Here is a 19,935-nt window from a genome sequence, read left to right on the forward strand (position 1 = left end):
CACGGATGTTCCTCCCGATCTCTACGCATTTCACTGCTACACCGGGAATTCCGCTACCCTCTACCACACTCTAGTGATCCAGTATCCACTGCAATTCCCAGGTTGAGCCCAGGGCTTTCACAACAGACTTAAACCACCACCTACGCACGCTTTACGCCCAGTAATTCCGAGTAACGCTTGCACCCTTCGTATTACCGCGGCTGCTGGCACGAAGTTAGCCGGTGCTTATTCTTTGGGTACCGTCAGAACAATCGGGTATTAACCGACTGCTTTTCTTTCCCAACAAAAGGGCTTTACAACCCGAAGGCCTTCTTCACCCACGCGGCATGGCTGGATCAGGCTTGCGCCCATTGTCCAATATTCCCCACTGCTGCCTCCCGTAGGAGTCTGGACCGTGTCTCAGTTCCAGTGTGGCTGATCATCCTCTCAGACCAGCTACGGATCGTCGCCTTGGTGGGCCTTTACCCCGCCAACTAGCTAATCCGACATCGGCTCATTCAATCGCGCGAAGCCCGAAGGTCCTCCGCTTTCACCCGTAGGTCGTATGCGGTATTAGCGTAAGTTTCCCTACGTTATCCCCCACGAAAGAGTAGATTCCGATGTATTCCTCACCCGTCCGCCACTCGCCACCCATAAGAGCAAGCTCTTACTGTGCTGCCGTTCGACTTGCATGTGTTAGGCCTGCCGCCAGCGTTCACTCTGAGCCAGGATCAAACTCTTCACTTAAAATTACATGCCCGAAGGCAAATACTTTAGCTGCAGAAGTTCAACCACTGGCAACTTATCGCTTGCAAAGCAATTAATATGTTGCATTTTGATTAAACGTCTGCAAGATGGACAATCATCCTTCCTGCAGGCGTCCGCACAAATTACCTGCGCACACTGTCAAAGAACATTGGGAAGTGGCCTCAGCGCCGTTCCCGTCAGCTTCGTCGTTTCCGTCGAAGCGAGCCGCCCATTATAGCGGACTTTTTCTTGCCGTCAACACCTCATTTCGAGGTGGTTGACGCTGCTTCGTTTCGACCTGAAGGTTTTCTGCGAAGCGAGCCGGCCATATTAGCAGGCTTTTCATCTTCGTCAACCCCTCGTGAAGAGGAAGTTGCCGCCGCTGCACTTCAGTCCGCCGTAGCGTCTTTCCGTGTAGCGAGCCGCCCATCATAGCCGGCTTTTTCGTTTCGTCAACACCTTGTGATGTTTCCGATTCGCCCCGTTCGTTGTTGCGATGCTTCGAGAAGCGCCGCCGTCCTGAGCGAGGCCGCGCAGTTTATCGAGACTGTGCAGAAGTGCAAGCACTTTTTGACACTGGCATGACACGGGCGTCATTGCGCCCATGCGCCAGGCCTGATTCCACGCACTTTTCGGTGTATCCGGCCTGCTCTCTCTATCAGGGTCATAGGACCATGTGTCCGCATTGCAGCGACGTCGTGCTTTCCAGGCAGGACAACAAGAGCGTCGATAGAGAGCCGACCACGCAAGGTGCTGCGCTATCGATCACCGGCGTGCTCGGTAAGAATGCATGCACTAGATAGAGAGCTCCAATGTCTCCCTTACGCAGCCTGCTTCGCGATCTGTCCCTGCCTGCGATAACCGCTGGCTTTGTCACGGTGCTGGTGGGCTTTGCCAGTTCTGCGGTGATCGTGTTCGAGGCGGCGCGTCACCTGGGGGCGGATCAGGCGCAGATCGCCTCATGGATGTGGGCGCTCGGCATTGGCATGGGCGTGACCTGCATCGGGCTGTCGCTGCGCTACCGGGTGCCGGTGGTGACGGCCTGGTCCACGCCGGGTGCGGCCATGCTGATCGGCAGTGCGGCCGGGGTGCCGTTGCGCGAGGCGGTCGGTGCGTTTGTGCTGGCGGCGGTGCTTGGCATGCTGGCCGGCTTCTCGGGGTTATTTGAGAAGGCGATCCGACGCATACCCATCTCGCTGGCCTCGGGCATGCTGGCCGGGGTGCTGTTGCGCTTCGGGCTGGACCTGTTCGTGGCGATGCAGAGCCAGGTGTGGCTGGCGCTGGCGATGCTGGCGGCCTATCTGGCCGGGCGGCGCTGGTTTGCGCGCTACGCGGTGATCGCGACCTTGTTGGTCGGCGTGGCGATTGCGGCCGGCAGCGGGTTGATGCAGTGGAAGAGCGTGCAGCTTGAACTGGCCCGGCCGGTGCTGGTGGTGCCGTCGTTGTCGTGGGCGGCGTTGTTCGGGCTGGCGATTCCGTTGTTCGTGGTCACCATGGCCTCGCAGAACGTGCCGGGCGTGGCGGTGATCCGCGCCTCCGGCTACGCGGTGCCGATCTCGCCAACGATCGGCTGGATCGGGGTGGTCAATACGCTGCTGGCACCTTTCGGTGGCTATGCCTTGAACCTGGCGGCCATCACCGCGGCGATCTGCATGGGCCGCGAGGCGCACGAGGATCCGGCGCGGCGTTACACCGCTGCGGTGAGCGCGGGCGTGTTCTATGTGCTGATCGGCGTGTTCGGCGCGACCGTGGCGGCGGTGTTTGCCGCCTTTCCGCGCGAGCTGGTGATGGCCATCGCCGGGATCGCCTTGCTAGGCACGATCGGCAACAGCCTGGCGGCCGCCTTGCAGCAGGACAGCGAGCGCGAAGCGGCCTTGATCACCTTCCTGGTGACCGCATCGGGGCTGACGTTGGGCGGGATCGGCGCCTCGTTCTGGGGCCTGGTGGCCGGAACAATCACCTTGCTGGTGTTGCGACCGCGGGCCTAGGGCAGCGATCAAAACGACGGCGCACACCGCCAGGCGGGCGCGGCCGGTGCGCGGAGTCCTCAACACTGCGGTATTTCCGCGCCGTCCGCACCCCGCTGGCGACTGCAGGCTACGTTTTGTCAGCCACTGCTGGCCGCGGCAGGCGATTCGGTTGCGGGTTGCGCTTATTCGGGGTCGCGTAGCTGCAGCAGCCAGTGGGCGGTGACGCCATTGGGGCTGGGCAGCGGTTCGAGGTGGAACTGACGGTAGACCGGCGCGCCCCCCTGCGAGCGCAGCGGCAGGGTGACATAGGCGGCGCGCCCTTGCCGCAGCGCGTCTTCGAGCAGCTCCACCTTGGACGGGGCGGCATCGCTGGCCAGCAGGGATAGGATGTCGCAACCGATCAGGTCGGCCACTTCGGTCTGGCTGAGTTCTGCGAAGGCCGGATTGACGAACATCAGCCGGTGCGCGTCCGCGGTGCCGCGTTCGATGATGGCCACACCATCGCGCAGCCGCGAGAGCGAGGCTTCGAGCAAGGTGAAATCCTGCTGGAAGCGCTTGCGCTCCATCAGTTCGATCAGCACGCGCAGGCTGCGCGCCGATTCCAGGTGCAGCGGCGACCAGCGTCGCGCGCGACCGCGCACGGTTTCCTGCCAGAGGTCGAAGCTCTTGCGTGGCGACAAGCGCGAATTGGGAATGTCCTGCAGCTTGGCCAGCTGCGGATTGCCGGCCCATTTGACCTGCTGCACCTGCTCGCGGCGGGTCCACAGCAAGGCGCTGCGCGACTGCGGCATCAGCGGCACGAAAATGAAACCGGCCGCCAGCGGGGCGAGGTCGGCCAGCTCGGGGAACACCTCGCCGATCGCATCCACATGCAGGGCGCCGACCGCATCTTCGCGCAGGGCATCGTGGTGTTCGGATTCGATGTGGTCGCGGATGCGGCGCAGCGCGGCCGCGTCCGGGGTGCTGCCATGCCGGCTGATCTCGCCGCCATGGAAGATCGCCACGCCGTCGGCGTCGACCACGTCCATCAGGTCGGGCGCCATGTCGGCGAGCATTTCCACGGTCATCTGGTCGGCGTCATTGAAGTCGGTGATCAGCTTCTCGCGCACGGTGAGCAGCACCGATTCCATGTGCGCACGCGCCACCGCCTGCAAACCGCCGATGCGCCCGGCCAGCGCGCGGGTCACCGCATCGGTGGCATCGCGCATGGCGTGGCTGGTGAAGTGCGGGCTGTAGTGGTGGCAGGCGATCAGCCCCCACAGCGCGTCGTTGACGACGATCGAGGACACCAGCGTGGCTGTCACGCCCATGTTGGCCAGGTATTCCAGATGCACCGGGGAGACGCTGCGCAGGCTGACATCGCTCAGGTCCACCGGGGTGCCCAGGCGCGGATGCAGGGTGGGTTCGATCGGCGAGGCCCGATAGCCGACGTCGGCGATCTGGCGGACGCGGTTGCGCAGGTACAGCGCGCGCGCCTGGGCCGGGATGTCGGTGGCCGGGTAATGCAGGCCGAGATAGGCATCCAGCTCGGGCTGGCGCGCTTCGGCGATGATGTCGCCATTCCACTCTTCGTCGAAGCGGTACACCATCACCCGGTCGAAGCCGATCATGCTGCGCAGCCCCTTGGCGGCGCGCACGGCGGCTTCGGCGATGCCGGGATCGCGCTCGATGCTGCGCAGCAGCGGCAGCGCTTCGCGCAGGGTGACGTCCATCAGGCGTGCGTCGCGCGGCTCGATTTCCACCAGCCACTGCTCCGGATACAGATGCCAGGCGGCCACCCAGGGGTGCTCGGTGGGTGCTGCACGCAGGGGAAAGCGCACGTCGGCATGCAGCAGATGCTGCGCCTGGTCCTCGACCGCAAACGGCTGCTCGCCGGGCAGTTCCAGCGCTTGCGTGTAGACCATGCCCAGCAGCTCGGCCAGCGGCACACCAAGCAGGTCGGCGGCGGTGGTGCTGGCCTGCACGATGCGGCCGTCGGCCGGCTCGATCACCAGCAGCACGCCGTACGGCTGGATCAGGCCGGGGATATGGATCGGCTCACGTGCACAGACATCCATATCCAGGGGTTCGGTGGGCTGATTCACGGGCGCGGCTCCGCTGCAAGACAGGTATGGAAGTGGGCAAACATGCGCTGCGCACCGTCGATGGCGGACGCGCGCGCGGAAGAGGTGTCCAGGCGTTGATCGAGCATGGCCTGGAACCGGCGCCAGCCGGCCGGGTCGTCGTTGGCCAGTTCGAAATAGCGCAAGGCGTCAGCCAGCGCGGGCTGCTGCTTGCGCAAGGTGCGCGCGATCATCCGCCCGCCGAGCTGCGAGCCTTCGATGACGTAGAGCATGCCCCAGCGCGCGGCATCGTTGCCGGCGGCAGGCGCCGCGATGGGCGCCTGTGGCGGCTGCCCGAGCGTGTGCAGGTCCTCGCGCAGGGCCGGGACGCGGCGGCGGTACTGCCAGCCGGCACCGATCAGGGTGCTGAGCCAGTCGCTCAATTGCGCTTCGAAGCCGGCCAGCAGCGCATGGTGCCGGCGCAGGATCAGCGTGTAGGCAGCGCGATCGACCCGCCCCTGCCCCAGCGCCTGCATCAGCGGAACCGTCTCGACCAGGCGGTGGGCGTCCTGCGTGGCATGGCGCAGCGCGAGCGCGGCCGAGGGCGGAACAGCCAGGGTGTCAGGACACATAATGAGTGGAGGCGGTGCCGCAGCACGGAATGCATCAGCCTAGCAGTGACTGCGCAAATCAGATAAAGCAGGCGCGAGCACAAGCTGAATAGGTTGGCATCATCCCTGTGCCGCGGGGGCCGTGCCGCCCCCCCGCCCTGCCCGCCGCCAGGCCATGACCCAGCCTGCGGCAAGCAGAACACCCGCCAGCAACCAGGGGGCGCCGGGCAGATGCAGCGGTGCGCCCGTGCCGATAAACCAGGCGAACACGTTGGCAAACAACAGCGGACCGGCGATGCCGGCCAGACTGACCAGGCTGGTCAGCGCGCCCTGTACGCGGCCCTGCGCATCGGCGCCGACCTCGCGGGTGATCAAGGCCTGCGCGGCCGGTGCGGCGATCGCCCAGAACGCACTGATCGGCACGCCGATCAGGAACGCGGTACCGCTGTCGGCCAGCCCGTAGATGACGAAACCGACCACCCCGCAGCCCAGACCCAGCAGCAGCGCACGGCGTTCGCCCAGCCAGCGCACCAGCCGGCCGACCAGCAGCGCATTGACGATGATGCTGCACACGCCGACGCCAGCCAGCACCCAGCTCACCTCGCGCGGGCCCCAGTGGTATTGATAACCGGCGAACAGCACGAAGATGCTGGGATAGACGTAGTGCGCCAGGTTGGCCAGAAACACCACCGAGGCCAGGCCGAACACCTGCGGATAACGGCGCAGCAGCTTGAGTGCGCCGAGCGGGTTGGCATGCGACCAGTCCAGGCGTGGCGTGCGGCGTTCGGCAGGCAAGGATTCGGGCAGCACGAACCAGCCATACAGCACGTTCAGCAGCGCCAGCCCGGCGGCAAACCAGAACGGCCAGCGCAGGCCGATGCTGCCCAGCCAGCCGCCGATCAACGGCCCGGCGACAAAGCCAATACCGAACGCGGCGCCAAGCATGCCGAACGCGCCGGCGCGTTTGTCGGCCGGGGTGACGTCGGCGATGTAGGCATTGGCGGTGGAAAAGCTGGCCGAGCACACCCCGGAGATCACCCGCGCCAGCAGCAGCATCGGCAGGGAATGGGCGACCGCCATCAGGATGAAGTCCAGGCCCAGGCCCAGGCAGGAAAGCAGGATCACCGGGCGGCGGCCATAGCGGTCGGACAGGGTGCCCTGCAGCGGCGAGCAGACGAACTGGATGGCGGCGAACAAGAAGCCGAACCAGCCGATCCAGCCGGCGGCGACGGCGTAGTCGCCCCCGGTGAACTGGCGCACCAGATCCGGCAGCACCGGAATGATCACGCCGAACGACAGCACGTCGATCAGCACGGTGATGAAGATGAAGATCAGCGCGGCGCGGCGCCGGCCCGTGGCGGGAGCGGAATCTGCTGGGAGGGACATCGCGCTGCGCAGTGGGGCGAAGCGGCGAGTGTAGCGGTGGACCGGGTGGCGCAGTTGTGGGGATGAGCTGTCGCCTGATACGCCCAAGGTCCCCATCACTGAAAGCCCCTCTCGCGCGGGGCGAGAAGGCATGGCTTGCGCGCCACTGGCGCGCGTGCATTTGAGCGCCTGCGCCTCATGCGCGGGCGGGGCGCCGAGCGCGGGTTGGGATGAGGGTACGTGCGAAGCCACAGGCATTGTGAGGTGGCACGAGGCTTCGCCCGCGCCCTCGTCCGCCCCTTCGGGGCACCTTCTCCCGGCGGGAGAAGGTGCCGTGCTGCTTCATCCTGTTGGAAGGCAGCGCAGGATCTGGGCGATCCTGGTGCCAACTTGCGCTTACTCGACGCTGATGGTCTGGGTCAGCGTGTGGCTGGCGCCGGGGGCGAGTTCGATGACGTCCGGGCCGGCGTTGGCCGCTTCCAGGCAGACGTAATCGCGCCAGCCCTCGCCCACGTCGGCCATCTTGGCGGCCGCCTCTTGGCCCGGGTTCCAGGCCACCAGCGAGCGACTGCCTTTGGTGGCGATGACGATGCGGCGGCCGAGTACCGGGTCGGTCAGGGTGTAGCGGCCGCCGGCGTTGGTGTAGATGCGGTCGCTGCGGCCGGGGTCGCGTGGGTCGCGCAGGCTCCAGTCGCCCTGCTGGCGGTGGGCGGTGGCGTAGTTCTCGTACTTGTCGAGGTAGTCCAGCCCGTCCAGGCCCTGCACGCTGACGGTGAGCGCGTCGCCGACGCGGAAGTAGTTGTGCAGCGCCTGGGTGAAGCGCACCGGGGCCGGGCTGGTGTTTTCGGTGATCAGGCTTTGTTCGAGGGTGCGGCCGATGCGCAGGATCATGCGCAGGCGCAGCGCCAGGTCGTCGAAGCTGGGCGGGGTCAGCGTGAGCACCAGGGTGCCGTCGTCCTCGCGCCGGCTCTCGGTGAGCTGCCAGGGCACGGTGCGCACGAAGCCGTGCGCGGGGACCTCGCCGGTCTGGTCCTGGCGGCCGAAGTACGGCCAGCACACCGGCGCGCCGCCGCGGATCGGGGTGGGCGGCTGCTTGGCGGTGGGCGACAGCCACATCACGTCCTGCCCGCCCTTGGGCACGAACGACAGCAGCTGGCCGCCGAACAGGCTGATGGCGGCGGTGGAGAACGGGGTGTCGATCAACAGCGAGGGAAAGCCGTGGAAGTCGCCTGTGCGCAGGCCGGTGAGGTCGGACATGGGGGGTGCCTTCTGGACGATGGGGGATTGGACGAATGCGGGATAGGCGGCCGGCAGCTTGAACGCCGTGGCACGGATGGCCGCCGCGCCGGCGACCGGTGGGGCGGCGCGCAGGGCGGTGAGGATGCGTTGGCCGGGGCGGCCGTCGGCCGGCTGCAGGCCCAGGCGGGTCTGCTCGACCTGGATGGCGCGCCGGCTGGCGGTGCCGATCATGCCGTCGGCCTCGCCGATCAGATGGCCGCGCGCCAGCAGCAATTGCTGCAGTTCGCGCCGTTCGGGGCGGCCCAGGCCGGGGTCGTCGGTGGGCCAGGCGGCGACCAGGCCGGCGCCACCGCGCAGGCGGTCGGCGAGCAGGGCGATCGACAGCGCGTAGCTTTCGGCGGCGTTGTAGGCGTAGATCGCGTCGTAGTTGCGGAACACCAGGAATGCCGGGCCGGTCGCGCCGGCCGGCAGCAGCAGGGCGGCCGGGGTTTCGGCGGGCAGACCGGCCGGCGCCAGCGCCTTGCCGTCGGTGCCGAGCAGGCCGGCGTTTTGCCAGGCCTGCAGCGGTTGACGCCGGGTGCGGCCGGCCTTGCTGGCGTCAAAGCCGGCAGGCAGGCGGACTTCCATGCCCCAGGGGCGGGCGCGCTCCCAGCCGGCCTTGACCAGATAGTTGGCGGTGGAGGCCAGCGCGTCGGGAATGCTGGCGACCAGGTCGCGGCGGCCGTCGCCGTCGCCATCCACCGCGATGCGGGCATAGGTGGAAGGCATGAACTGGGTCTGCCCGAAGGCGCCGGCCCAGGAGCCGGTCAAGCCATCCGGTGACAGATCGCCTTGCTGCAGCAGGCCGAGCAAGGCAAGAAATTCGCCACGGAAGAATGGCTGGCGGCGGCCCGCGCACGACAGCGTGGCCAGCGAGACCAGCAGCGGGCGCTTGCCGGTGACACGGCCGTAGTCGCTCTCCACGCCCCAGACCGCCACGATGGTGGCCGGATCGACCCCGGTCTGTTCGGACAGGCGCGTAAGCAAATCGCGGTGGGTGGCCAGCATGGCCTGGCCGTCGGCGACACGCTGGCTGTCGACCAGGCTGGCGAGATAGTCCCAGATCGGGGTGGTGAATTCGGGCTGGGCATCGAGCAGCGGCAACACGCTGGGATCGGGCGCCAGGCCGGCGGTGAAGCGCTGGAAGTCGGCGGCCCCCACGCCCTTGGCGGCGGCCTGGGTCTGCAGGCCGGCCAGGCAGCGGTCGAAGGCCGGATCGGCGCAGGCGATCAGCGGCGCCAGCGCCAACAGCGCAGGCAGGACGCGCCGGGTCGGCGTCACGGCACGATGGCCGGCGTGTGGACGGAGGTCATGCGATGGAGTGCTCCTGCGGCAGGTCGAGCCGCCGAGGATAGCCAACCTGGCTGGTTGCAGGCGTGCAGGTCGTGATGTTGCGACGGCATCGTGCGCTGCGCTGGTCGGCAGCGATACGCAGGGGTGACTGTGCGGTGCGTACGCTTTTCAGCGCGATGGGCACGACGCAGAGATCGTGTGGCGCGAGTCGGAGAATGATGTTGCGTGCCGATGGAGTGGCATCGGTCCGGCCCGCCTGGCGAAGACGCCGCGGCAACCCAGCCGCGTCGATCGCCGCGCCTAGCTACCGTCGCCGGTGATGCCGGTCAGCAGCGACAACGCCGGGCTGGAGGGGCTGGTGTCGGGCATACGTCGGGCGCGCGCGCTGCGCGGGGCGTCGTGGCGGGGGCCGAACCAGATCAGTGCCGTGGCCAGGCACGCCGGCAGCACGATCGCAAATACCACGATGGCCACAAGCACCCACTGCCAGAGATTGAAGGTTGCCATCATCGTGTCCGCCCCGCGGCGAGCTCCGCCGAGGCGGCAAGCTTCCGGGATCGGCTGCGAACGTGGCGTCGAGAAAGCACGGCCGTGCCTGCCGTTCGTCGGAACGAACGGGGTGCCGGCTATCGCGTTAGATCACCCGGGCGATGGAGACAACCGGCGTGATTGCAGCAGCAACGCGGCGCATTGATCGCCCCGCACGCTCGCCGCTCCAGCCAGGCTCCGGCAACGCGCGTTGCCACGGGGTCCGTCTGACGCCCGGCGGCTTCAGGCAAACCGCTCCAGCAGGAAATCGACGAAGCTGCGTACCGTGACCGAGCGCCAGCGGGTTTGGGGATAGAGCACGCTTAGTGGACGGTGCAGCTCCCGGTCCTGAAACAGCCGCACCAGCCGGCCCGCTTCCACGTCGGCACGCAACAGGAACGCCGGCTGCAGCACGATGCCCAGGCCCTGCAAGGCCGCCAGATGCAAGGCCGGGCCGCTGGTGAGATGCAACTGCGCGCGCGACAGCGGGCCAATTCGCTCGCCGGTGTAGTCCTGCCACTGGCCGAGCGCCTTGGCATCCATCCCCAGGCATTGGTGCCCGGCCAGGTCGGCAAGCCGTTGCGGGGTACCGTTGCGGTGCAGATAGGCCGGCGTCGCGCAGCACCACAGGCGATAAGGCTGCAGCGCGCGCGCCACCAGCGAGGACTCGCCCAGCGCCCCGATGCGGACGGCTACATCGATACCCTCGTCGACCAGATCCTGCACCCGATCGCTGAGCTGCAGATCCAGGCTCACCTGGGGATGGCGCTGCAGATACTCGCCAAGCACCGGCGTGAGCCCATAGGTTCCGAACGACACCGGTGCGGCGACCCGCAGCAGCCCGGCCGGTTCCAGGCGCTGACCGTCAGCCTGCACCTGTGTATCGGCGACCAGCTCGAGAATCTCCCGGCAACGCCCGTAGTAGGCCTCGCCAAACGCGGTCAATCGCTGCCGTCGCGTGGTCCGCACCAACAACTGCAGACCGAGACGTTGCTCCAGGGCGCGCAGGTGGTTGCCCGCCATGGTCGGGGAAATACCATGCGCTTGCGCCGCCGCGGCGAGGCTGCCGCCGTCCACCACGCGGACGAACACCTGCATGCTGTCCAGCAGATCCATTCAACACTCCTGGTTGCCAATCAATGCAGGATAACGGCGTTTATCGCGGCTCGATAACGGATCAGGCTGGGGCCCTCACTCAGACGGACGTTGTCGATGGATCTGCAATTGCGTGAACACACGGCACTGGTGACCGGCGCCAGCACCGGAATCGGCGCCGGCATTGCCCGCGTGCTGGCGGCCGAGGGGGTACAGCTGGCGATCACCGCGCGCCGCGCCGACAGGCTGGAACAGCTGGCCAGCGACATCGCGGCACAGGGTCACCCGCGCCCGCTGGTGATCCCCGGCGACATCACCAGCGCGACCGAGATCACGCGCATCGCCCGGGATGCCAGCCAGGCGCTGGGCCGGATCGAGATCCTGGTCAATACCGCCGGTGGCGCACGCCCTTTTGCGCTGGAGGCCAGCGATGCGGACTGGGACGAAGCCTTCGCGCTCAACTTCGGCAGTGCCCGGCGCATGACCCAGGCCCTGCTGCCCGGCATGCGCCACCGGCGCTGGGGCAGGATCATCAACTTCAGCGGCAGCATGGAGCCCCGCGAGGTCAACGGCGCCGGCGCAGCGAAGGCAGCGCTGCAGTTCTGGGCCAAGGGCATGGCCTCGCAGCTGGCGGCCGAGGGCATCACGGTCAATACCATCGCACCCGGACGCATCAACTCCGAACAAGTGCTGGACAAGCTCCATCCCACGCCGGAAGCGCGCCAGGCCTTCATCGCGCGCCATGTGCCGATCGGCTACTTCGGCGAACCCGACGACATCGCTCATCTGGTCGCCTATCTGGCCTCGCCACTTGCACGCTATCTGACCGGTGAGGTGATTGCCGTGGACGGCGGCCTGCACGCCTTCGCCCACTAGTACGACCGACTACCGACGTTACCGAGGGCCGGTGGGGGCCCGGCAGGCCGATATCGGCCGCAGCGTCCAGGGCCGCGGCCGCAGCGGCGCGGTGCCGGCACGCAGGTGCCGACGAGCGTTAGACCCTGCCGCGTCCTGGTGGTGTCCCGGCAGCGACAGTGCCGGGCCGTGCTCAGCGCGCGTCGAGGTAATACCAGCGGCCGTCTTCGCGCACGAAGCGGCTGTGTTCGGTCATGCGCACCGCGCTGCCGCCGCCGATGCGGTAGCGGGCCAGAAACGCCACCTCGGCGGTGTCGGTGCCGGTCTCGATGGCGCGTTGCACGGTCAGGCCGAGCCAGGTGGTGCGGCCGCCCTCGTCCAGCGACAGCTCGGGTGGGCGCGTGGACGGATGCCAGCTGGCGAGCAGGTACGCCACATCGCGGCGGACGTAGGCGCTGTAGCGCGCACGCATCAGGGTTTCGGCATCGGGCGCGGCGGCGCCGGCGTGGTAGTGCCCGCAGCACTGCGCGTAGGTGGCGGCGCGGCCGCAGGGACAGGGATCGTTGGAAGTGGAAGTCGGCATCTGGCGATTGTGCGGGAAGTGGGAAGTGGGAGGCGGGGTTTCTGCGCGTTTATGCTGTCGCCCCGTCGTGCGGAGCACCGCCTTGCTGGAACTGATTCCCACCGAATTGCCGTGGCTGCTGTGCATCGCGTTTATCGCCGGGCTGGTGGATGCGGCGGTCGGCGGCGGTGGCCTGATCCAGTTGCCGGGATTGTTTGCGACCCTGCCGCAGCAGGCGCCGTCGCTGATTCTGGGCACCAACAAGTTCAGCGCGATGTTCGGCACCGGTGCCTCGGCATGGCGCTATGCGCGCACTGTGCGCTTTCCGTGGCGGCCGGTGCTGTACGCGACGGTGGCGGCGTTTACGTTTTCGTTTCTGGGCGCGACCGCGGTCAGCCTGATGCCCAAGCAGGCAGTGCGGCCGCTGATCCTGGTGCTGCTGATCGCGATGCTGGTCTACACGCTGATCAAGAAGGACTTCGGTGCGCTGCATCGCCCACGCCAGATCGGCCGGCGCGAACTGATCACTGCCTTGGCGATGGGCGCGGCGATCGGGTTCTACGACGGGTTCTTCGGGCCCGGTACCGGCAGTTTCCTGATCTTCCTGTTCATCCGCTTCTTCGGGTTGGACTTTCTGCGCGCCTCGGCCGCGGCCAAGGTGGTGAACCTGGCCACCAACCTGGCGGCGCTGTCGTTCTTCCTGCCCAGCGGCCAGGTGATGCTGGCGATCGGCATCCCGATGGCGGTGGCCAACGTGGCCGGTGCGGTCGCCGGCACGCGGATGGCGCTACGCGGCGGCACGCCGCTGATTCGCACGTTGTTCCTGGTGCTGGTCATCGTGCTGATCGGCAAGATGGGCTGGGATCTGCTGCACGGCGCTTAGAACTCCATACTCAGCGTCGCCGACACGGTGCACGGTGCGCCGGGAGAGTGGTGGTCTGCTGTCCCCGACCTGCGACGCCTGCGACCGCAGCGCGGTGACGCAGGCATCCAGGTGGCGCGCTCAGCGTTTTCCGCGCGGCTTGCCTGCAGATCCGCGCGTGGGCGCAGGACGCGCCTTGGCCACGGGCTTGGCTGGCGCGGGCCTGGCCGCGCTACGCGCCGCAGCTGCCCTGGTTGCCTTGGTTGCGCCACCCAGCGATGTGGTGGCGCGCCTGGTCGCTACCGTCGACTTGGCAGCGGGCTTTTTCGGCGCTGCCGCTGTTGTCGCGGCCTTGTTCGGCTGGGGAGTCGGTTTGACGGACGCGGTCGCGCGCCTGGGTGCCGTCCCGGTGTTCGCTAGCGTTTTGGCCGGTTTGGTCGGCGTTGCCGGCTTGCGCGCTGTGCCCGCTGCAGGCGATGCACGCTTGGCTGATGCAGGTTTGCCGGACACGGCCTTGCCCGCTGCGGTCTTCGCCGCTGCCGACGTGCCTGATCCCGCACGTGCGCTGGCAGCGGCTGTTTTTGATGGCTTCGGCGCGGCTTGAACGGCCGGCGTCGATGCCGGCGCGACCTTGCTGGCGCGCCTGCCCGCCTTGGCCGCCACGTCGTCCTGTGCAGGGACGTCGTGAAGTGCCGCGCCCTCAGCGCCAGAGACGGCAGCGGTGCTGTCCATCCACGTTTCACCCTGCGTCGAACGCGCCGCATCCTCGTCCTGCGCAGCACTCACCGCCTGTTCCGTCACCGCAGCAGCGGCCTCGTCCCCGCGCGAGCGCTCGGGCAACTGGAGTCGCTGCGCCTGCTCGTCGTATTCGATCAGCAGCACGCCGGAGTTGTGCCGGCCGCTGATTTCCACAAAGCAGGCACCGCCGATGAACGGCTCCAGCGTCATCACCGATTTCAGCGGCGTGGCCACCACCATCTGGAAACCGAAGTTCTCGAAGATGTTCATCGCCAGCGCGGTGAATTCGTTGTCGGCCTTGTCGAAGGCTTCGTCCAGCACCACCGCGCAGTAGCGCGGCAGTTCGCCGTCTTCGCCACCGAGCTGGTAGCGCAGTGCGGCGGCCAGGCAGGTGGTTGCCAGCTTCTGGCGCTGACCGCCGGATTTGCCGGCGCCGCTGCGGTAGATCTCCACCTGCGCGCGGGTCTGCGCATCCAGCTCCACGCCGATGAATTCCACATGCTGGCGCACGTCCAGCACCTGCTCGCGCCAGCGGCGTGCGTCCGGTTCCTGCGCGCCCAGGCGTGCCACCAACGCGCGCAGGGTGGAAAACTGCGCTTCGGCCAGTGCGCGGTCTTCGGTCTGTTGATGCGACAACACCGCGCGCAGCTGTTGCTGGAATTCCTGCACCTCGCCCAGGCGACGGTCGCTGACCTCGATGGTCAGCAGCGTGCCGCGATTGAACGGCACCTGCTCCAGACTGGCGTTGACCTCGTCCATGCGCTGCTTGATGCCCTTGTGGGCCTCGGCGGTGTGGCGCTGCAGGGCCAGCAAGTTGTTCTTGCTCTGGGTCTGCAGCAAATCGAAGAAGCGGTGCTCGTGGCGCGGCAGGCCATCGCTCTCCAGGCGATCCAGGCGCGCGAGAAAATCGTCGGCACTGGCCAGGCTCACGGTGAAATCGCCGCTGTCTTCCGGCCATTGCTGGCAGTACTTGCGGAAGCAATCGAGCAGCTGCGCGCTGAGCCGGCTGTCGCGGCCCTGGCTCTCGGCCAGTTGCTCGGCCAGGCCACGCTCGACCACGCGGAAATGCGCCTCCAGATTGTCCAGCGACAGCGGTGCCAACGCCGCCAGGCGCTCGCGCAGGCCCTGCAGCTGGGTGGGCGTGAGCGCGGCGGTGCCGGCACGGCTGGCACAGGCAGCGTGCTGCTGTTCCAGCCGGACCCGCTCGCGTGCCAGCTGCGCGCGCTCCAGCCGCACGTCCTCGTAAGTGCGCTTGGCCTGGTCGCGCAAGGTACGTGCGGTCTCGATCGCCTGGCCGAGCGCGCGCAGGCCGCTGTTGCCTTCGCGCAGCTGCTGCAGCTGTTCGTCGATATCGCTCAGGCGCTGCAGCTTGGGGCCGACATCGATCTCGTCCCAGTCGCGCTCCACCAGCGTGTGCGCGGCCAGCTGCCGTTCCTGGTCCTGTTCGCGTTGCTTGCGCAGCGCGGCCACGTCGGCATCGCAACCGGCGATGCGCTGGGCAAGCGTCTGCGCTTCGCGCTCGAACACCTTGAGCTTGTCGCGGTTGTCGTGACCCAGCAACCAGCGCTTGCGGTCGTTGACCGCATGGCGGTCGTCCTTTTCGTAACGGTCGCCGGGATGCTTGACCTGCCCTTCGCGGGTGATGGCACGGTCGGCATTGCGCAGCGCGGCGGCGTTGTCGACGCATTCGTAGTCGAAGCGACGCATCAACTCGTTGCGCAGCCACTCGGTGAAGGCATGCTCGCGCAGCTGCAGCTTGCCCGGCAATGCACGCGCATCCGGCGTGCGCGCATGCAGCGCATCGTTGCGCCGTACCCGGAAATACACCAGCCGCGTGCCGAGCTGGGTGCGGTTGACCCATTCGCTGACCTGCGCGTAATGGCGGTCGTCCACCAGCAGCGACTGCGCAAAACCGCTCAGCACGCGCTCGATCGCGCCGCGCCAGGCAGATTGATCCTCGCGCACCTGCACCAGTTCGCCGACGAACGGCAGCGCCGCTTCGGCAATGCCGGTGTCCTCGCACAGGCGCGCGCGCAAGGCCTGCATCGGTGCCGGCATGCTGGACGGGGCACGCTTCAACGCATCCAGTTCGGCGCGGATCTCGGCAAAGCGCCGCTCATCGTCGCGGCGCACACCCATGCGCTCGGCGATCGCCTCGTCCAGCGCGCTGGCGTCGTGCTTGCCGTTCTCGAGCACGGTCTGCGCGTACGCGATCTGCTCGGCAAAGCCGCTGGCGCCTGCGGCCAGGGCGGTGCCGAGCTGGCGGCAGGCCTGTTCGATCTGCACGCGCCGCCGCAGGCGCTCGTCACGCTCGCGCTCGACCCGGGCGCGCTCGCGTTCGAGTTCCTCGATCTGCTCGCCACCGGCGGCGCGTTGTTCGCGTTCCAGCCCGGCGAGCTTCTGTTCGTGATTGTCCAGCGACTCACGCCGCTGGCCTTCTTCGCCGGCCAGCCCGCGGTCCTGGCTGTCGAGTTCGTGCAGGCGCGTCTCCAGCAAGGCCAGACGCTGCTGTTCGCGGTAGCTGTCCACGCCCAGCTGCAGCTCGCGCAACTCGCCGACGCTGTGGCGCAAGGCCATCAGCGCCGCATGGTGCTCGCGTGCCGGGCTGAGCGTTTCCACCTGCCGGCGTGCGGTGACCACCGCATGGTGTGCGCCGTCGAGTTCGGCGAAGTCTTCCACCAGCCGGTCGGCCGCCTCGAACGTGCGCGGCTCGTCCAGCATGAAGCCGCGCAGGAACACATTGAGATCGCCCAGGTTCTTGGCCGACTGGGTCTTGTGCAGCAACCGCAACGCCATCTCGTTGCCGATGCCCAGCGCATGCCGAAAGCGCTCTGCGTAGCCGGCGAAACCGTCGAAATGCGCGACCTCCTCGCCAAGACGCGCCTTGAGCCTGCGCAGATCCAGATCGAAGCCATCCAGCTCGCTGGCCACATCGAAGCTGCGCGGCGCGACCATGTAATGGCGGCGCACATCGGCTGCGGCATTGCCGCTGCCGGCGATCCAGAACAGGCGAATCAGGCTGACCGTCTCGCCGTGCGCGTTGCGGTATTCCAGTACCAGCGCCGACCAGGTGGCGCCCTTGCGCAGGTATTGGGTGGCGATCTCGCCCGAGGCGCTGTCCTGCTGATCGGCCCAGGCACCGCGCACATACGACACCAGGCTGCGATCGCGCCCGCTGCGCTCGGCCTCGCGTGCGGCGGCGTTGAAGTCGACGATGCTGGGCGGGGTCAGCAACGCCGACATCGCATCCAGCAGGGTCGACTTGCCCGACCCGGAGCGCCCGACAAACAGGAAGCCCTTCTCGGCGATCGGCACCTCGGTCAAGCCGTTGAACGTGCCCCAGTTGTGCACCTGCAAGCGCCGCATGCGGAACTGCTGCGCGCGCTGCTCGGCAAGCGAATCAGTAAACAGGGACGCGCCCGGCTGCGCCGGCGACAGGTTGGACTGGGAATTCATGGCTCACTCACCAAAACGGGATGACGGGTAACGCTGAAGACGACGTACATCAGGACTGTTTGTAGCGGGGTGTTGCGTGCTGCTGGGCTGGTGGCGGTGCTGTGGTCTGGGAGTGATTCGGTACGGCCCCTTCGCGGCCGGGGCCGCTCCTACGGGTGCGGTGGTCTGCGTTGACGTGGGGCGGCGGGGGCAGCCGATAAGGAAGCTGGATGCCTTGCTGCAGCCCGTGGAAAAAGTGATCGCGTTTGATCGGGCGTGAGAGCCGATATCCGTCGCACAACGCACGACTACACAAACTCCACGCATCCCGGGCGTCATACATCGGGCATCGCGATCGGCCGTCCGCTCATCCGCGCTTCGGGCACCTTCTCCCAATGGGGGAAGGCACTTAGTCGAGCGCAACGTCTCCCTCGCGCAAGCCGCGATACGCCACCACCAGGGCCTGCACGTCTTCGGCCGAGAACAGCAACTTCAGCACCGGCGAGACCTCGTAGCGCTCCTCGCTGCCGCGCAGCCGCGACAGCAACTGGTTCTCGCGCATCTTGCCGATCGCCGTCAGCACCCGTCGCGCGAATCCGGCGCGGTCGGTGGACACGTTCTTCTCGTAGACCGACAAGGCTTCCACCAACTGCGCCTCGTCCACCACCGCACGCTCGCCGCGCGTATCGGCTTCGGCCAGTTGCTGGCGCAGGAACAGCAGCAGCACCGACTCGATAAAGGTCAGCGGCGCACTGCGCAGCAGGGTCGGCGATTCCAGCTCGGCGGTGTCGGCCTGACGGGTGAAGGCCACCCCGCCCTCGCGGTCCAGCACCAGCTCCAGGAACAGCTCGCACAACACCTGGCGGATCGCCGCCTCGTTGCGCAGCAGCGCAGGCCACAACGCACCGTGGCGTTGCGCATCGATGCTGGGGCCGGCCAGCAGCTGGCACAGCGCGCGCCGCGCGTCGAACGGCAGCGTGCCGGTGTCGCCCAGGAACAGTTCGCCGCGCGGCTGTGCAGGCGATGTCTCCGTCAGCGGCGTGCGGCCGGCATCGGCCGACGCGCCGCTGTCCTCGTCCGCGTCCAGGCGGGTGTCCTCAGTCCAGTTCATTGCGTTTCTCCCGGGTGAACCACACCAGCGGAATGCGTGCGCGCCGCAGGGCGCCGTCGCCGCCTTCCCATTGCACCGTTTCCATCTGTCCGTCGATCACCACGCCGTGGCGCGTGCCCAGCGACAGGTAACCGATCACGCTGCCCAGGCCCTGCGCGGCCGGGCGCTGCTGCAGCGCATCGCCGATGGTCAGGCGCGGGCGCTGGCCGAGCAGCTCGTGCAGGTCGCGGCGCAGGCTGCGCACGTCGATCTCCGATTGCGCGACCAGATCGCCCACGCTGTCGAGCGAGATGTCTGCCGCGTCGGCAGCCTGCACGCGGCCATCGACCTGGGTCAGGCGCGGGTCGTGCAGGCGCCATTGCGACAGCGAACGCAGGCGGGCAGCGCTCAACGCCTGGGTGTAGCCGGTGGCGGTGGTGGCGTGCAGGCTGTCGCGCAGCTGCAAGGCTTCGCCCTGCGCCTGCTTGAGCAATTGATTGAGCCGGCGCTGCTCCAGATAGCCGCGGCTCTGCACGAAACCGCGCAGGCTGCGGGCGAAGTGCTGCATCACCGTGTGCACCTCGCCGCCACGCTCCAGCAGCGTGCCGGTCAACCCGCGCAGGAAGGCGCGTTCGCGCCGGTCCAGCTTGCGCGCGAAGCCGCGTGCCAGCAGCGCATCCAGCGCCTGATCGAGCTGGCTGCTTTGCTGGGTGTCGTTGAGCAGGCTCCAGAACGCCTCGAAGGTGCGCCCGGCCTCGCTGTCGGCGATCACGTCCACGCCGTTGAACAGCTGCTCCAGCACATCGCCGCGCGCGCCTTCGTCGTCGATGATGCGCTCGCGGAACTGGCGGTTGAGCTGTTCGAAATCGTCGCGCACGCGATGGAAATCTTCGGCCAGTTCGTCGGAGAGATGGATCAGGTCGCGGGCGCGCTCCAGCGCGCGCTTGCCGTCCAGCGCAGCCACGCGGCCGGAGGCCACGCGTTCGATCTCGGCATCGATGCGCGCGCGTTCTTCGCGCAGGGCGGCCAGGCGCAGCTCCGGGTCGGCTTCGGTCTGGCCCGCCAGCTGCACCAGCTGCTGGATCACCAGCGACAGGCGGCTTTCGGTGGCGCTGCTGCTGCTCTCGCGCAGGCCGACGATGAAGCGGATGGCCTGGGTGGCCGCGCGCGACAGCTCGTACTCTTCTTCGGCCGCGCCCTCGGGCAGGCGGCGTTCCAGCCAGCCCTGCGCCAGCCAATGCGCCAGATAGGCCTGCGCGGTGCGTGGCAACTCGCGCGAGAGCTCGTCGGCGCGCAGCGCGTCGAGCTGGCGCTGCAGGCGCTCGTGCAGCACGGCCGAGGGCAGGCGGCGTTCGCCGTCCAGCAACACCGTCTGCAGCAGGCCGATCAGCTCCGGCGCGTGGTCGGCGGCCAGCAGTTTCCACACCGGCTGCTCGCGCAATTGGCGATAGCCGGCGATACGTGCCTGGTGCTTCATGGCGACGG

General features: G+C 67.7%; 12 protein-coding genes, 1 rRNA gene, 1 other RNA gene and 1 pseudogene. 4 read left to right on the top strand and 11 right to left on the bottom strand.

The window, feature by feature from the left end; genetic code table 11:
• A 16S ribosomal RNA gene (locus tag ABQ137_RS00005) occupies positions 1–726 on the bottom strand; the annotation flags it as partial.
• An 812-nt stretch (positions 727–1,538) separates the two neighbouring features.
• Between ABQ137_RS00005 and ABQ137_RS00010 the strand changes: the two genes are divergently transcribed.
• Complete coding sequence (locus ABQ137_RS00010) at positions 1,539–2,714, top strand: benzoate/H(+) symporter BenE family transporter (protein WP_349780898.1); 1,176 nt, start codon at positions 1,539–1,541, stop codon at positions 2,712–2,714.
• Between the two features lie 54 nt (positions 2,715–2,768).
• A non-coding RNA gene (locus ABQ137_RS00015) (sX9 sRNA) lies at positions 2,769–2,839 on the top strand.
• 39 nt (positions 2,840–2,878) lie between these two features.
• On the opposite strand, the gene bphP is transcribed toward ABQ137_RS00015, so the two are convergent.
• The 6 genes from bphP to ABQ137_RS00045 form a co-directional block, all read right to left on the bottom strand.
• Positions 2,879–4,780 (bottom strand): bacteriophytochrome BphP, encoded by a 1,902-nt coding sequence (gene bphP / locus ABQ137_RS00020; RefSeq protein WP_104569434.1) that lies wholly within the window; start codon positions 4,778–4,780, stop codon positions 2,879–2,881.
• On the bottom strand, positions 4,777–5,370 hold the full coding sequence (locus ABQ137_RS00025) for a biliverdin-producing heme oxygenase (RefSeq protein WP_104577442.1): 594 nt from the start codon (positions 5,368–5,370) through the stop codon (positions 4,777–4,779). The genes bphP and ABQ137_RS00025 overlap by 4 nt, the downstream gene beginning before the upstream one ends.
• A 99-nt stretch (positions 5,371–5,469) precedes the next feature.
• Positions 5,470–6,735, bottom strand: a complete 1,266-nt coding sequence (locus ABQ137_RS00030; protein ID WP_349780899.1) for a TCR/Tet family MFS transporter — start codon at positions 6,733–6,735, stop codon at positions 5,470–5,472.
• A 375-nt stretch (positions 6,736–7,110) separates the two neighbouring features.
• Positions 7,111–9,273, bottom strand: coding sequence for a lytic murein transglycosylase (locus tag ABQ137_RS00035; protein WP_184515043.1), 2,163 nt, complete (start codon positions 9,271–9,273; stop codon positions 7,111–7,113).
• Positions 9,274–9,585: 312 nt separating this feature from the next.
• Positions 9,586–9,792: a hypothetical protein gene (locus ABQ137_RS00040; RefSeq protein WP_024939646.1), complete on the bottom strand. Its 207-nt coding sequence runs from the start codon at positions 9,790–9,792 to the stop codon at positions 9,586–9,588.
• A 264-nt stretch (positions 9,793–10,056) separates the two neighbouring features.
• A complete protein-coding gene (locus tag ABQ137_RS00045; RefSeq protein WP_184515046.1) occupies positions 10,057–10,929 on the bottom strand; it encodes a LysR family transcriptional regulator in 873 nt (290 codons plus the stop codon).
• Positions 10,930–11,025: 96 nt separating this feature from the next.
• Between ABQ137_RS00045 and ABQ137_RS00050 the strand changes: the two genes are divergently transcribed.
• Positions 11,026–11,784, top strand: coding sequence for an SDR family NAD(P)-dependent oxidoreductase (locus tag ABQ137_RS00050; RefSeq protein WP_065046747.1), 759 nt, complete (start codon positions 11,026–11,028; stop codon positions 11,782–11,784).
• A 172-nt stretch (positions 11,785–11,956) separates the two neighbouring features.
• Here the strand turns inward: ABQ137_RS00050 and ABQ137_RS00055 are convergent, their stop codons facing one another.
• Positions 11,957–12,346 (bottom strand): YchJ family protein, encoded by a 390-nt coding sequence (locus tag ABQ137_RS00055; RefSeq protein WP_104553812.1) that lies wholly within the window; start codon positions 12,344–12,346, stop codon positions 11,957–11,959.
• 82 nt (positions 12,347–12,428) lie between these two features.
• Here ABQ137_RS00055 and ABQ137_RS00060 point away from each other — a divergent pair, with 82 nt between their 5' ends.
• The gene (locus tag ABQ137_RS00060) at positions 12,429–13,208 is read left to right on the top strand and encodes a sulfite exporter TauE/SafE family protein (RefSeq protein ID WP_184380536.1); all 780 of its coding nucleotides are present in this window, start codon (positions 12,429–12,431) and stop codon (positions 13,206–13,208) included.
• Between the two features lie 659 nt (positions 13,209–13,867).
• Here the strand turns inward: ABQ137_RS00060 and ABQ137_RS00065 are convergent.
• The 3 genes and pseudogenes from ABQ137_RS00065 to ABQ137_RS00075 form a co-directional block, all read right to left on the bottom strand.
• Positions 13,868–17,381: pseudogene (locus tag ABQ137_RS00065) on the bottom strand (ATP-binding protein); the annotation flags it as partial.
• A gap of 388 nt (positions 17,382–17,769) precedes the next feature.
• Complete coding sequence (locus ABQ137_RS00070; RefSeq protein WP_039518266.1) at positions 17,770–18,471, bottom strand: DUF4194 domain-containing protein; 702 nt, start codon at positions 18,469–18,471, stop codon at positions 17,770–17,772.
• Positions 18,458–19,927 carry a DUF3375 domain-containing protein gene (locus ABQ137_RS00075; protein WP_016902174.1) on the bottom strand — a complete coding sequence of 490 codons (1,470 nt, stop codon included), beginning with the start codon at positions 19,925–19,927 and terminating at the stop codon, positions 18,458–18,460. The genes ABQ137_RS00070 and ABQ137_RS00075 overlap by 14 nt, the downstream gene beginning before the upstream one ends.
• Positions 19,928–19,935 lie beyond the last annotated feature (8 nt).

Source organism: Xanthomonas sp. WHRI 8393 (assembly GCF_040203315.1).
Taxonomy (GTDB): Bacteria; Pseudomonadota; Gammaproteobacteria; order Xanthomonadales; family Xanthomonadaceae; genus Xanthomonas; species Xanthomonas arboricola.